At 71.2% G+C, this 13502-nt stretch carries 12 protein-coding genes and 1 tRNA gene; 10 read left to right on the forward strand and 3 right to left on the reverse strand.

Features of this window, described 5'->3' with window-relative positions:
- The first annotated feature begins 212 nt into the window (after positions 1-212).
- The 9 genes from OHA55_RS19695 to OHA55_RS19735 all read left to right on the forward strand — a co-directional run bounded on the left by OHA55_RS19695 (position 213) and on the right by OHA55_RS19735 (position 10020).
- A complete protein-coding gene (locus OHA55_RS19695; RefSeq protein WP_266708128.1) occupies positions 213-1943 on the forward strand; it encodes an ABC transporter substrate-binding protein in 1731 nt (576 codons plus the stop codon).
- 200 nt (positions 1944-2143) lie between these two features.
- Complete coding sequence (locus OHA55_RS19700; protein ID WP_266708130.1) at positions 2144-3178, forward strand: ABC transporter permease; 1035 nt, start codon at positions 2144-2146, stop codon at positions 3176-3178.
- Positions 3175-4095 (forward strand): ABC transporter permease, encoded by a 921-nt coding sequence (locus OHA55_RS19705; protein WP_266708132.1) that lies wholly within the window; start codon positions 3175-3177, stop codon positions 4093-4095. Before OHA55_RS19700 ends, OHA55_RS19705 begins: the two co-directional genes overlap by 4 nt.
- Positions 4096-4099: 4 nt before the next feature.
- A complete protein-coding gene (locus OHA55_RS19710; RefSeq protein WP_266708134.1) occupies positions 4100-5041 on the forward strand; it encodes an ABC transporter ATP-binding protein in 942 nt (313 codons plus the stop codon).
- Entirely contained in the window at positions 5026-5943 is a 918-nt protein-coding gene (locus OHA55_RS19715) for an ATP-binding cassette domain-containing protein (protein ID WP_266708136.1), read from the forward strand. The genes OHA55_RS19710 and OHA55_RS19715 overlap by 16 nt, the downstream gene beginning before the upstream one ends.
- Positions 5940-8381, forward strand: coding sequence for a glycoside hydrolase family 2 protein (locus OHA55_RS19720; RefSeq protein ID WP_266708138.1), 2442 nt, complete (start codon positions 5940-5942; stop codon positions 8379-8381). The genes OHA55_RS19715 and OHA55_RS19720 overlap by 4 nt, the downstream gene beginning before the upstream one ends.
- 276 nt (positions 8382-8657) lie before the next feature.
- Positions 8658-8740 (forward strand) — tRNA-Leu (locus OHA55_RS19725).
- 443 nt (positions 8741-9183) lie between these two features.
- Positions 9184-9318, forward strand: coding sequence for a hypothetical protein (locus OHA55_RS19730; RefSeq protein ID WP_266708140.1), 135 nt, complete (start codon positions 9184-9186; stop codon positions 9316-9318).
- A gap of 114 nt (positions 9319-9432) precedes the next feature.
- Complete coding sequence (locus OHA55_RS19735; RefSeq protein WP_266708142.1) at positions 9433-10020, forward strand: hypothetical protein; 588 nt, start codon at positions 9433-9435, stop codon at positions 10018-10020.
- 24 nt (positions 10021-10044) lie between these two features.
- Here the strand turns inward: OHA55_RS19735 and OHA55_RS19740 are convergent, their stop codons facing one another.
- Positions 10045-10500, reverse strand: coding sequence for a MarR family winged helix-turn-helix transcriptional regulator (locus tag OHA55_RS19740; protein ID WP_266708144.1), 456 nt, complete (start codon positions 10498-10500; stop codon positions 10045-10047).
- A 205-nt stretch (positions 10501-10705) separates the two neighbouring features.
- Here OHA55_RS19740 and OHA55_RS19745 point away from each other — a divergent pair, with 205 nt between their 5' ends.
- Positions 10706-12163 carry an MFS transporter gene (locus OHA55_RS19745; RefSeq protein WP_266708146.1) on the forward strand — a complete coding sequence of 486 codons (1458 nt, stop codon included), beginning with the start codon at positions 10706-10708 and terminating at the stop codon, positions 12161-12163.
- 87 nt (positions 12164-12250) lie between these two features.
- On the opposite strand, the gene OHA55_RS19750 is transcribed toward OHA55_RS19745, so the two are convergent.
- Both OHA55_RS19750 and OHA55_RS19755 read right to left on the reverse strand, forming a co-directional pair.
- Positions 12251-12724, reverse strand: coding sequence for a DUF5959 family protein (locus OHA55_RS19750; protein ID WP_266708148.1), 474 nt, complete (start codon positions 12722-12724; stop codon positions 12251-12253).
- A gap of 97 nt (positions 12725-12821) precedes the next feature.
- A complete protein-coding gene (locus OHA55_RS19755; protein ID WP_266708150.1) occupies positions 12822-13487 on the reverse strand; it encodes an MOSC domain-containing protein in 666 nt (221 codons plus the stop codon).
- Between the last annotated feature and the right edge of the window lie 15 nt (positions 13488-13502).

Genomic DNA, 13502 nt, shown 5'->3' on the forward strand with positions numbered 1-13502 from the left:
CCTCTGGCCCCCTCCGTGCCGCCCCTCCACGGCCGTCCGCACGTGCCCCCGAATCCCCTCCCCTGAACTCGAACGTACCGTCAACTCCCGTACGTAACAAGGGTGGGAGCGCTCCCGCGAACCCTTGACACGCCCTCGGGGCGCCCATACCTTCACGGCACTTACCCGGTTCAGTGACTCCGCTCGCAGGGACGGCGGGGAGAGGAAGGGCTATGGGTACGGGTATCCGGGTGCGGCTCGCCGGCGCACTCGCCGTGATCGCGCTCACCGCCACCGCGTGCACCGGAGGGAGCCCCGCGACGGGCAAGGGTGCGGACGGCGCGAAGGGTGGGGCGTTACCGCGCGGCGAAACGCTCTACACCACCGGTACGCAGTGGGGGCCGCCGGCCAACTACAACCCGCTGCGCGACTGGGACCACGCCACCGGCACCAAGGGGCTGGTCTACGAGACGCTGTTCCACTTCGACCCCAACGCCGGGAAGCTCACCCCCTGGCTGGCCGAGTCCGGCGGCTGGAAGGACGCGAAGACCTACGAGCTGAAGCTGCGGCCCGGGATCACCTGGGCCGACGGCAAGCCGCTCACCGCCAAGGACGTCGCCTACTCCTACGGCCTCGGCAAGATCGAGGCGTCTTCCTTCCACTCGTTGTGGAGCTGGCTCTCCGGCGCCGAGGCGGTGGACGACACCACCGTCCGCTTCACCTTCACGACGGCCCACTACCAGGAGTGGGACTTCACCCTCTACGGCCGGCCGATCGTCCCCGAACACGTGTGGAGCGGCCGCTCCGAGGAGGAGATCCTCAACGGGGTCAACGACAAGCCGGTCGGCAGCGGGGCGTACACCCTCAAGAGCAAGTCCCAGGACCGGGTGGTCTGGCAGCGCCGCGACGACTGGTGGGGCACCAAGGCGCTCGGCATGACGCCCGCGCCGCGCTACATCGTGGACGTCTCCAACCCGAGCAACGAGGTCGTCATCGGCCAGCTCGGACAGGGCCAGCTCGACCTGAGCAACAACTTCCTGCCCGGCGCCTCCTCGCTGGTCAAGGCCAAGAAGGTCGTCTCGTACTACGACCAGCCGCCCTACATGCTCTCCGCCAACACCGCCTGGCTGGTGCCCAACACCACCCGCAAGCCCCTGGACGACGCCGCCTTCCGCAAGGCGCTCGCCGCCTCCGTGGACATCGACAAGATCGTGAAGGGCGTCTACGGCGACCTGGTGAAGAAGGCCGACCCGACCGGCCTGCTCCCGCAGTGGGACCAGTACATCGACAAGGGCGTGGTGGCCTCCGACGGGTTCTCCTACGACACTGGCGGTGCCAAGAAGATCCTCGCCGACGCCGGATACCGCGACACCGACGGTGACGGGCTGGTCGAGAACAAGGACGGCTCGAAGATCTCCCTCAAGCTGGCCGTGCCCACCGGCTGGACCGACTGGATGGAGGCCGCCAAGGTCATCGCCGCCGGCGCCAAGTCCGCGGGCATCTCGGTGACCACCGAGTTCCCCGACCAGAACGCGCTCAACGAGCAGCGCGCCAAGGGGGACTTCGACCTCGTCATCAACAACGACCGCCAGCTGTCCAACACTCCGTGGACGTACTACGAGTACATGTTCCAACTCCCCGTGCAGAAGCAGCAGAACACGGTGAACTTCGGGCGGTACGAGAACGAGGAGGCGTGGCAGCTGGTCCAGCAGCTCGGCGCGGTGCCGACCGACGACGCCGCCGGGATGAAGGCGGTCACCAGCAAGCTCCAGAAGATCCAGCTGGACGAGATGCCGATCATCCCGCTCTGGTACAACGGCCTCTGGTCGCAGTCCACCACCGGCACCTGGACCAACTGGCCCTCGGACAAGGCGGGAGCGCCCGCCTACGCCCCGGCGCTCTGGCGCAACTGGCTGGAGATGGGCGGCTTCGAGATGCTGACCCAGCTCAAGCCGGCGAAGTAGCCCACGGCGGGACCGGTAGGGGCGGGCGCACCGCCGCCCGTACCGGTCCCGGCCGCCGCTCACGCGCCTGCCCGCGCGCTCCTCCCTGCGCGCTCCTGCCCGCGCGCTCCTGCCCGCGCGAGGCGCCCACTCACGCCCACCGCCGCTGCCCACACCGCCGCCCGGCCATCCGTACGCCCCCCTCCGCGCACCCACCCGACATGGCGCGCGCCCGGCGGGGCACCTCGACGGGAGCTCCCTTGCGCCGCTACTTCGCCCGAAAACTCCTGGTCTACGCGCTGACCTTCGTCGTCGCGGTCACCGTCAACTGGATGATCCCGCGTTTCATGCCCGGCGACCCGGTGGCCTCCATGGTCTCCCGCGCCCGCGTCTCCCAGCCGGAGGCCGCCGAGGCGATGCACGCCTACTACAACAACCTCTTCGGCTTCGACGAGCCCGTCTGGCAGCAGTACCTGCACTTCTGGAGCGCCCTGCTCCAGGGCGACTTCGGTCTCTCCGTCTGGGTGTTCCCGACGCCCGTCTCCGACGTACTGCTCGACGCCCTCCCGTACACCCTGGGGCTGATGATCCCGGCCGTCCTGCTCAGCTGGATCGTCGGCAACTGGGCCGGCGCGCTCGCCGCCCGCCGCAAGGTGCTCGACAACACGGTGCTCCCGGCGGGCTATCTGCTGACCGCGATGCCGTACATGTGGATCGCGGTGATCCTCGCCTGGGCCCTCGGGTCGAAGGCGGGCTGGTTCCCGATCTCCGGCGGCTACAGCCTGGACATCCAGCCCAGCTGGACCCTCGACTTCGCCCTCGATCTGGCGCACCACTGGGTGCTGCCGTTCCTCTCGCTCTTCCTGGTCGCGCTCGGAGGCTGGGCCATCGGCATGCGCAACATGATCATCTACGAGCTGGAGTCCGACTACTCCTCGTACCTCTCCGCCCTCGGCGCGCCCCAGCGGCTCATCCGCCGGTACGCCTTCCGCAATGCCGTACTGCCCCAAGTCACTGGCCTGGCACTGCAATTGGGTGTGCTGGTGGCCGGGGCGCTGGTCACCGAGATCGTCTTCGCCTATCCCGGACTCGGCTCGCTCATCCTCGCCGCCATCCAGAACCAGGACTTCTTCCTGCTCCAGGGGGCGTTCCTCTTCATCGTCATCGGCGTACTGATCGCCAACTTCGTCATCGACGTCGTGTACGTCCTCGTGGACCCCCGGACCCGTACCGGCATGGCAGGAGGCCAGTCATGAGCGCACCGCCCGGACCGGCCGGGAGCGACAGCGCGGCGGTGGCGACCCCCGTGGAGAAGAAGGCGGTCGGCCCCGCGCGCGAGACCCTGCACTACGCCGTACGCAACCCGAAGCTGCTGATCGGCTTCACCGTCGTCGCCCTCCTGCTCGCCCTCGGGCTCTTCGGCCCGCCACTGCTGGACACCACCGACCCGAACGCCTACGGCGGCCCACAGGCCGCGCCGCCCGACTCCACGTACTGGATGGGCACCACCACCTTCGGCCAGGACGTGTACGCGCAGTTCGTCCACGGGCTGCGGGCCACCTTCCTGGTGGGCGCGGTCGGCGGGGCCATCGCCGCCGTCGTCGCGATGCTCGTCGGCTTCTTCGCCGGCTACCGGGGCGGAGTGCTCGACGAACTCCTCACCATGGTCACCAACGTGGTGCTGGTGATCCCGGCGCTCGCGGTGCTGCTCATCATCAACGCGTACCTCGGTGTGCGCTCGGTGCCCGTACAGGGCGTGTTCATCGGGCTCACCTCCTGGCCCTGGGCGGCCCGCGCCATCCGCGCACAGACCTTCACCCTGCGCACCCGCGAGTTCGTGGACCTGGCCCGGCTCAGCGGCAGCGGCACCTGGCGGATCGTGTTCCGCGAGATCGCGCCCAACATGAGCTCCTACCTCTTCATGATGTTCATCCTGCTCTTCGGCGGCTCCGTCCTCATCGCCTCCTCGCTCGACTTCATCGGCCTCGGACCGACCGGCGGCGTCTCGCTCGGCCTGATGCTCCAGAGCGCCCAGCAGTGGAGCGCGCTCCAACTCGGCATGTGGTGGTGGTTCGTGCCCCCGGGCGCCGGGATCACCGCCATCGTCGGCGCGCTGTACGTCGCCAACGTCGGCCTCGACGAGGTCTTCAACCCGAAGCTGAGGGAGTCCTGAGCACATGACGCTGACCGTCACCGACCTGCGGGTCCACTACCGCACCCTGCGCGGCGAGGTCCGGGCGCTGGACGGCGTCGGCTTCGACGTGGCCGACGGCGAGATCCTGGGCCTGGCGGGCGAGTCCGGCTGCGGCAAGACCACCCTCGGCAAGTCCCTGATCCGGCTGGACGGCCGGATGCGGCACGCCGGCGGCACCGTCACCCTCGACGGCGAGGACGTGCCCATCGCCGACGACCGGGCGATGAACGCCTTCCGCTTCCACCGCATCTCGCTCGTACCGCAGTACTCGATGAGCGCCCTCAACCCGACCCGGCGCATCGGCCGCATGATCCGCGAACTCCTCGCCTCGCGCGGGGTGAGCGTGGACACCGCCGAACTCCACCGCCGGCTCGACCTGGTGGGCCTGGAGCCCAGTGTGCTCGACCGGTACCCGATCGAGCTGTCCGGCGGGATGAAACAGCGCACCGTCATGGTGATCTCCACCCTGCTCGACCCGGCCCTCCTCATCGCCGACGAGGTCACCTCCGCCCTCGACGTCTCCACCCAGAAGGCGGTCGTCACCGCACTGACCGGACTGCGCGACGCGGGCCTCGTCACCAGCATGCTCTTCATCACCCACGACCTGGCCCTGACCTCGCACATCGCCGACTCGATCATGGTGATGTACGCCGGGAAACTCGCCGAGAAGGCACCGACCCGGGTCCTCACGGCCGAACCCCGCCACCCGTACACCCGGATGCTCCTCGGCTCGCTCCCCGAAGTCGGCGTACGCCACCGGGACCGGCCGCTCAGCGGCATCGCGGGCTCCCCGCCCTCGCTCCTCGACCCTCCGGCCGGCTGCCGCTTCCGCGACCGCTGCCCGCTCGCCGACGCCGGCTGCGCCGAGGAGCCGCCCGTCGTGGAGATCGCCCCCCGTCACTCCGTCGCGTGCTGGAAGGCATGATGCTGACCCTGGACCGAGTCACCAAGACCTACCGCGCGGGCGCCTTCGGCGGCGGCTCCGTCACCGCCGTCGACCGGGTCTCCTTCGACGCGGCACCCGGCGAAGTCGTCTCCCTCATCGGCGAGAGCGGCAGCGGCAAGTCCACCATCGGGCGCATGATCCTCGGCCTCACCGGGATCTCCGGCGGCAGCCTCACCCTGGACGGCGCCCCCGTCCGCCCGGGCAAGGACTTCTACCGCCGCGTCCAGGGCGTCTTCCAGGACCCCTTCTCCTGCTACAACCCCGTCTTCAAGGCCGACCGTGTCTTCGACATGATCCGCCGCGCCTACCACTCCGGCGTCCCCGACCGCGAGTGGGCCGGCCGGGTCGAGAAGGCCGTCCGGGACGTCCGCCTCGACCCCGGGCAGGTACTCGGCCGCTACCCGCACCAGCTCAGCGGCGGCCAGTTGCAGCGCCTCCTCATCGCCCGCGCCCTCCTGCTCGACCTGAGTTTCCTGGTCGCCGACGAGATCACCAGCATGCTCGACGCCTCCACCCGCATCGACGTGCTCAACCTGCTGGCCGGGCTGAAGGAACGCGGCCTCGGCGTCCTCTACATCACCCACGACCTCTCCCTCGGCACCTACCTCGCCGAGCGGACCGTGGTGCTCCGCCGGGGCCGGGTCGTGGAACGCGGCGACACCCAGAAGGTGTTCGGCAACCCCCTGCACCCGTACACCCGGACCCTGCTGGCCGCCGTGCCCCGGCTCAACACCCCCTGGGAGCCGCCGGAGCCGGTGGAGAGCTGCGCGTACCACCGGGGCACCCCGGAACCGGACGGCGGTGGCGGGCTGCACCAAGCCGAAGAAGATCACTTCGTGGCCTGTGCCGGACTCCCCGACTGCGGAAGGATCACCGCGTGACCCTCCACCGACTGCCCCTCGCCGAAGGCTGGACCCTGCACCCCGCCGGACCGGTCCCCGTGCCCCTCCCCGCCGACGGCATACCCGCCACCGTCCCCGGCTGCGTCCACACCGACCTCCTCGCGGCGGGGCTCATCGACGACCCGTACCTGGACGACAACGAGACCCGGCTCGGCTGGATCGGCCGCACCGACTGGACCTACCGCACCACCTTCCAGCGGTCGACCGCCGGTGAGGACTGCGCGGACCTCTGCTTCGACGGCCTCGACACCGTCGCCACCGTCACCCTGAACGGCACCGAACTCGGCCGCACCGCCAACCAGCACCGCTCCTACCGCTTCCCCGCCGAGCACCTGCTCCGCGAGGGCGCCAACACCCTGGAAGTCCGCTTCACCGCCCCGTACGCCTACGCCGAAGCGCTCCGCGAACGGCTCGGCGACCGCCCCGGCGCCTATGCGGAGCCGTATGCCTTCATCCGGAAGATGGCCTGCAACTTCGGCTGGGACTGGGGCCCGACCCTGGTCACCTCCGGCATCTGGCGCCCCGCCGCCCTGGAGAGCTGGACCGGCCCCCGCATCGCCGGGGTGAAGCTCCTCGGCGACGTGGACCCCGACGGCGTACCGCGCCTGACCGCGACGCTGACCGTGGACCGCCGGGGCGAGCACGGCGACGGCCCGAAGGCGCTCGCCGCGCACGTCGAAATCGGGGGCGAGCGGCATGCGCTGGCCGTCCCCGCCGACGGGACGACCGCGACCCTCGTCGTGCCCGTCCCGCAGGCCGAACGCTGGTGGCCGCACAGCCACGGCGAGCAGCCGCTGTACGCCGTCCAGGTCCGGCTCGGCGACCAGGTCTGGCAGGGCAGGACCGGCTTCCGCACGGTCTCCCTGGAGCGCGAGGCGTTCCGGATCGCGGTCAACGACGAGCCGGTGTTCGTCCGGGGCGTGAACTGGATCCCCGACGACTGCTTCCCCTCCCGGATCACCCGCCGGCACCTCTCCGACCGCCTCGACGAAGCCGTCGCCGCCGGGGTCAACCTCGTACGCGTCTGGGGCGGCGGCCTCTACGAGAGCGACGACTTCTACGAACTCGCCGACGAAAAGGGCCTGTTGGTCTGGCAGGACTTCCTCTTCGCCTGCGCGGCCTACCCCGAGGAGCAACCACTCCACGACGAGGTCGAGGCGGAGGCCCGCGAGAACGTCGTCCGCCTCGCCCCGCACCCCTCGCTCGTCCTGTGGTGCGGCAACAACGAGAACCTGGAGGGCCACGCCGACTGGGGCTGGGCCAAGGAACTCGGGGACCGCACCTGGGGGTACGGCTACTACCACGAGCTGCTCCCCGCGATCTGCGCCGAACTCGACCCCACCCGCCCCTACTGGCCCGGCTCGCCCTACTCCGGATCGCCCGAACTCCCCCCGAACGAGCCGACGCTGGGCACGGTCCACCTCTGGGACGTGTGGAACCGGGTCGACTACCGCCACTACGCCGACCACGCGCACCGCTTCGTCGCCGAGTTCGGCTTCCAGGGCCCGCCCGCGTACGCCACCCTCCGGCGCGCGATCAGCGGCCCGCTCGCGCCCGACGCCCCGTACGTGACCCACCACCAGAAGGCCGAGGACGGCGACGCCAAACTGCTGCGCGGGCTCGGCGACCACCTCCCGCGGCCGGGCGGCACGGGCGCCGCCTCCTTCGACGACTGGCACTGGCTCACCCAGCTCAACCAGGCCCGCGCCGTCGCCTTCGGCATCCGCCACTTCCGCTCCCACACGCCGTACTGCATGGGCTCCGTCGTCTGGCAGCTCAACGACTGCTGGCCCGTCGTCTCCTGGTCCGCCCTCGACGGCGACGGCCGCCGCAAACCCCTCTGGTACGCCCTGCGTTCCGTCTACGCCGACCGCCTCGCCGTCCTCCGTGACGCCACCCTCCACCTGGTCAACGACGCGGCCGAGCCCTGGGAGGGCACCCTCCACCTGACCCGGCACGCGCTCGACGGCACCGTGCTGGCCGAGGAGCGGCTGCCCGTCGCCACGGCCGCCCGCGACGTCACCCGCGTACCCCTCCCGCAGTCCGTCGCCGCCCCCGCCGACCCGGCGCGCGAACTGCTGGTGGTCCGGCTCGGGGAGCTGCGGACCGTGGAGTTCTACGCGGAGGACACCGCCGTGGACCTGCCCCCGGCCCGCTGGACGGCGACCGTCACCCCTCGCACCGGCGATCCCGCCGCCTACGAGGTCCGGGTGACGGCCCACACCCTCCTGCGCGACCTCGCGCTCTTCCCGGACCGCCTGGACCCGGCGGCCCGGGTGGACGACATGCTCACGACCCTCCTCCCCGGCGAAACCGCCGTCTTCCGGGTCACCGGAGCCCGCCTCGACGACCCGGAGGCCCTCACCCGGAAGCCGGTGCTGCGCTGCGTCAACGACGTGGCCGGGCCTCCCGCGTAGGGGTCGGGGAGGCGCAGGGGAGGCGCAGGGGTGGCGAGACCCTGGCGAGCGGTGGCTGAAGACCGGCGCATTCGTCCGTAAGGGTGCGGCGACTTTCCGTCAATCCCGTTCGCCGGGGAGAAGGACCATGATCGGGACGGGTGCGTGGTCATGACCTCGGGGCGGGGTCTGACGCCCCATCAAACGATCAATAAAATAAGACAACATCGCGCTACTGCGCCGCTGATGGGGGGCGCCCCCCGATAGGGTCAAGTCCCGACGCGGAGCCGCGCGCAAGCCCGGGTGGTGGAACGCAGACACGGCGAGCTTAAACCTCGCTGCCCCTCGGGGGCGTGCCGGTTCGAGTCCGGCTCCGGGCACTCACATCCATCGCCGCTCCGGCCCGAGGAAGGGTCACGGCCTGCCGTGGACGCCGGCGTGTGCGGGCGCCCGGACGCCAGGGCGTGCGGGCGCCCCCGGATCGCCGGAGCCCTCGGCGCGAGGGCTGCACGCGGCCGGGCGGAACGTGCGACTCATCCGCAGGCAAAGGCTTTCGGCCAAGCTGTGCCGGGCCTCATCCGGTCGCCTCCCGGGTGCCGAATTCCTACGTGACCACACGAAGAGAGGGCCCTCGCGCGGCGGAGCCCGATGCCGCATACCGTGCCTATCTGACGCATACCATCCACTGCTCGACGTGCCGGGCCGGTGAACGGTGCGCCACCGCGTCGCGTCTGGCCGAGGAATGGCGGAGGTTCCGTTGATCTGTGTGGACTGCGATCAGGCCATTGTCGGGCCGGCCGTGTTGGTGTCCGAGGCGGACAGCATGTCCGGGGCGCGGGCCGATGCCTACGCCCACCCCGCGAACTCCCCGGAGTGCGTGCCCCGTACGCCCGGCAAGGCGAGGCTGCGGCGCCTCATCGACGGCGGGGTGGGACCGGGGCGCGCCGGAACGGGGTGACCGGGCAGGGCCCCAGGGCGGGCCCGGTCACCCCGTTCCGGTCGGGCGGGGCGGGCTTCCGGTGTGGGGTAAATCCAGCTGCGCGAGGACGGGTTCGAGCCGCACCATGGGCTGATGCGGAAGATTCCCACGCTGTTCCTGCGCGACTTCTCGACCCGCCCGGCGGGCGTACTCCCCGAGGTGACACCCGGCTGCGGCTGGGTGCTCTCCGGGGAGGGCGTGGCCACGCGCAAGTACGACGGCACGTGCCTGCGGATGGACGGGGCGGGGGCCTGGTGGGCGCGGCGCGAGGTGCGGGCCGGGCGGGCGGCGCCCCCGGAGTTCGTCCCCCTGTCCACCGACCCGGCGACGGGGAAGACGGTCGGCTGGGAGCCGGTCGCGGGGTCGTCCTTCGCGAAGTTCCACGCGGAGGCGCTGGCCGCGGACGGGGGCCGGGACTGGTTCCCGGGGACGTACGAACTGATCGGGCCGAGGATCAACGGGAACCCCGAGCGCAGTGATGCGCACCGGCTGGTCGAGCACGCCGGTGCCGAGCGACTCCCCGTGCCGGAGCTGACGTTCGACGGTATCCGTGCGGGTGTGCTCGCGCTGGCGGCGGCCGACGGGTGCGAGGGGATCGTCTGGCACCACCCCGACGGGCGGATGGCGAAGATCAAGGCCCGGGACTTCCCCCGTGCCGACGGTCCGGCGACGGCCCGGTGAACACTCCGGCGCCCCGTGACGCTCTCAGGGCCGGGGCCAGGGCCGGCCGCCGAGGCGTTCCAGGTCCGAGTTGAAGCGGCGGAGGTAGTCGGCGAAGGCGGCGACGTCCTCGCGCGGCCAGTCGACCATGACCCGGCCCAGGGAGGCGACCGTCCCCTCGCGCTCCTCGTCGAGGATGCGGCCGCCCTCGGCGGTGATGCGGAACTTGCGGGCCATGCCGCCCGCCGGGTCGGGGATGCGCTCCACGAGCCCGGCGCGCATCGCGGCCGTGGTCTGGCGGTTGAGCGTGGAGACGTCGAGGTCGAAGGCCTCGCTCAACTCTCCGATGGACATGGGCCCCTGGATGCGTATGCGGCTGAGCAGGATGTACGCGCTCCGCTCCAGGACGCCGTCCTCGCGGCGGCCCTTGCGGTGGTTGAGGAGCCCGTGCCGACTGAGCAGCATCTGCTCGTACTCGACGTCCTTGACCGCGCTGTCCATGGGTGGGTTGCCTCCAGCTTCCTGCCGGGCCGGTGCGTCGGGGTCCCGGGTGGCCCGGCTCCATCCTGACACATGATGTGCATCGAGCACATGACATGCATAATGCAATGGGAATGTACGATGCTCACCCTTTCCCCGCCCCGCTCCAGCCCGCCCGATTTTCGTCCCGGACCTCCCGTCCCGACCCCCATCGAGGAATCGCGTTATGGATGCCCCCCAGCCCACGGCCCGCACAGGCGGCGTGATCACCACGCTGGCCCTCGCCGGCACCGCCGCCGCGATCATGCAGACCCTGGTCACCCCGCTGATCGCCGAGCTCCCGCAGATCCTGCACACCTCCTCCTCGAACACGGCCTGGGTGATCACGGTCACGCTGCTCGTCGCGGGCGTCTGCGTGCCGGTCACCGGCCGCCTCGGCGACCTCCTCGGCAAGCGCCGGATGCTCCTGGCCTGCGCCGTCCCGCTGATCGTCGGCTCCGTGGTCTGCGCGCTGTCCTCCTCCATCGTGCCGATGATCATCGGCCGGGGTCTCCAGGGCATGGGCATGGGCATGGTGCCGCTCGGCATCGCGCTCCTCCGTGACGTGGTCCCCGCCGAGAAGCTCAGCAGCTCGATCGCTCTGGTCAGCGCCTCCATGGGTATCGGCGGCGCCCTCGGCCTGCCGATCTCCGCCGCCGTCGCCGAGTACACGAGCTGGCGGGTCCTGTTCTGGGGCTCCGCGGTGCTCGCGCTGATCGTCGCCGTACTGATCCACACCTTCGTCCCCGACGTCCCCGCCGGGGCCAAGGGCCAGCGCTTCGACGCACCCGGAGCGGTCGGGCTCGCCATCGGCCTGGTCTCCCTGCTGCTCGCCATCTCCAAGGGCGCCGACTGGGGCTGGGCCTCCGGCACCACGCTCGGCCTGTTCGCCGTGGCCGTCGTCGCCCTGGGCCTCTGGGGCTTCTACGAGCTCCGCACCCGCGACCCGCTGGTCGACCTGCGGACCACCGCTCGCCCCCGCGTCCTCATGACCAACATCTCCTCGATCCTGGTCGGCGTCGGCATGTACTCCTTCATGCTGATCGCCCCGCAGCTCCTCCAGTTCCCCGAGGCCACCGGCTACGGTCTGGGCCAGTCGATGCTCGCGTGCGGCCTCTGGATGGCCCCCGGCGGCGTGATGATGATGATCGTCTCCCCGCTCGGCGGAAAGCTGATCAACGCCCGCGGCCCGAAGATCGCCCTCGTCCTCGGCGCGCTCGTCATCTCCGCCGGATACGGCCTCTCCCTCGTCCTCATGGGCTCCGCCTGGGGCCTGATGATCGTCGGAATCGTCATCAACAGCGGCGTCGGCCTCGCCTACGGCGCGATGCCCGCCCTGATCATGAGCTCGGTCCCGATCTCCGAGACCGCCGCCGCCAACGGGTTCAACACCCTGATGCGCTCGCTCGGTACGACCATCGGCTCGGCCGTCATCGGTGTGGTCCTCGCCCAGATGACCATCAACCTCGGCGGCCACACCCTCGCCTCCGAGGACGGCTTCCGCGTCGGCCTGACGGTCGGCTGCGGCGTCGCCCTGGTCGCCGCCGCCGTCGCCGCGTTCATCCCGGGCCTCGTCCGCCCGGCCGCCGACAAGGACGAGGCCGGCGAGGCCCCGGCCGCGAAGGCCGCCGTCGAAGCCGCCTGACGTACCGTCCGAAGCTCTACGAGGCAGGGCCCCGCACACCCAGGTGTGCGGGGCCCCGCCTCCGTACGTCCGGACAGCTCCGGGCCGTCACCGCTTCCGGCCGGGACTCCACGCGTAGGCACCCGGAGACGTCTCGACGACCTCGCGCGGCCAGACCCGCCGGACCTGCTCCAGGCGCTCCCGGTGCTCGGCGATCCAGCCTTCGTGGGGCCGTGTTCCCCACAGAACCGTCATCCGGTCCGGGGCATCCACCTCGATCGACAGCCAACCGCCGTCCTCGTGGACGTGGATGCCGAGACCCAGCTCGCCGTCTCCGCCCAGGGATGCCGTCCCGCCCGGAACCAGGCCGGAGAGCTCCCGCTCCCAGGAGTCCAGGTCGACGGGCAGGAGGTGGAAGTCGAGCCGGGCGTCGGCGAAGCCCGCCGAGAGGAGCACCTCCGCGCACAGGATGTCGTGACCGGTCAGCGCACCGGGAACGGACCGCCCCGTGACCCGTACGACGCAGCGCTCCCCGTCCGGACCGGGGAGGTGGATCAGGTCCACCGGAGCGGGTTGCGTCATGTGCCGGCTCGCTTTCGTGCGGGGAGGAGGGCCACATCCTCGCCGATCGCGAACGGCGGCAGCCGGCCGGACGGCTCCGGCCGCCCCGCCCGGTCCGTCAGACCCCCTGCTTCGCCACGTACTCCCGCGCCGCCTTCAGCAACTCGGTGTGCAGCGCCTCGCCCGCCGGGAGCACGCTCGGCAGCAGGGTGCGGTCGGTGAACGTGCGGAACGCCAGGGAGGCGGTCACCTCGTGGTCCGGGCGGTGGACGATCTCGATAGGGTCCCCGGCGCTGATCGAACCGGGCGTGATGACCCGCAGGTACGCGCCGGTGACCGCCTCCTGGGTGAAGCGCTTCACCCAGCGCTCCTCCTGTACATGGCCCGCGAACGTCCGGCACGGTACGCGGCCGTCGGTCACCTCCAGGACCAGGTCCGGGCCGATCCGCCACCGCTCGCCGACCAGCGCCTCGCTGACCTCCAGGCCGAGGGTCGTCAGGTTCTCGCCGAAGATCCCGTTGGGCAGCGGCTTGCCCAGCTTCTCCTCCCAGGCGTCGAGCTCCTCCCGGGCGTACGCGTACACCGCCTGGTCGCTCCCGCCGTGGTGACGCAGGTCGCAGACGGCGTCCCCGGCCAGACCGCTGCCGCCGGTGCCCTTCGGACCCGGGTCGGTCACCGCCACCGGCCCCTCCACCGGGCGCTTGTCGATGCCGGTGAGGCCGTCGCGGGCACTGGAGTGCTCGGAGTGCCGGGGACTTCCGATGTTCACGGTCAGCAGATGCATGGGGAAAGGTTAGAA

Source organism: Streptomyces sp. NBC_00102, assembly GCF_026343115.1.
GTDB lineage: Bacteria > Actinomycetota > Actinomycetes > Streptomycetales > Streptomycetaceae > Streptomyces.

What these genes read in the sequence shown, in the direction of transcription:
- OHA55_RS19705 (WP_266708132.1), top strand. Translation starts at nt 3,175, where the DNA reads ATGAGCGCACCGCCCGGACCGGCCGGGAGCGACAGCGCGGCGGTGGCG.
- OHA55_RS19750 (WP_266708148.1), bottom strand. Translation starts at nt 12,724, where the DNA reads ATGACGCAACCCGCTCCGGTGGACCTGATCCACCTCCCCGGTCCGGAC.
- OHA55_RS19695 (WP_266708128.1), top strand. Translation starts at nt 213, where the DNA reads ATGGGTACGGGTATCCGGGTGCGGCTCGCCGGCGCACTCGCCGTGATC.
- OHA55_RS19700 (WP_266708130.1), top strand. Translation starts at nt 2,144, where the DNA reads ATGGCGCGCGCCCGGCGGGGCACCTCGACGGGAGCTCCCTTGCGCCGC.
- OHA55_RS19740 (WP_266708144.1), bottom strand. Translation starts at nt 10,500, where the DNA reads ATGGACAGCGCGGTCAAGGACGTCGAGTACGAGCAGATGCTGCTCAGT.
- OHA55_RS19745 (WP_266708146.1), top strand. Translation starts at nt 10,706, where the DNA reads ATGGATGCCCCCCAGCCCACGGCCCGCACAGGCGGCGTGATCACCACG.
- OHA55_RS19710 (WP_266708134.1), top strand. Translation starts at nt 4,100, where the DNA reads ATGACGCTGACCGTCACCGACCTGCGGGTCCACTACCGCACCCTGCGC.
- OHA55_RS19735 (WP_266708142.1), top strand. Translation starts at nt 9,433, where the DNA reads ATGCGGAAGATTCCCACGCTGTTCCTGCGCGACTTCTCGACCCGCCCG.
- OHA55_RS19755 (WP_266708150.1), bottom strand. Translation starts at nt 13,487, where the DNA reads ATGCATCTGCTGACCGTGAACATCGGAAGTCCCCGGCACTCCGAGCAC.
- OHA55_RS19730 (WP_266708140.1), top strand. Translation starts at nt 9,184, where the DNA reads ATGTCCGGGGCGCGGGCCGATGCCTACGCCCACCCCGCGAACTCCCCG.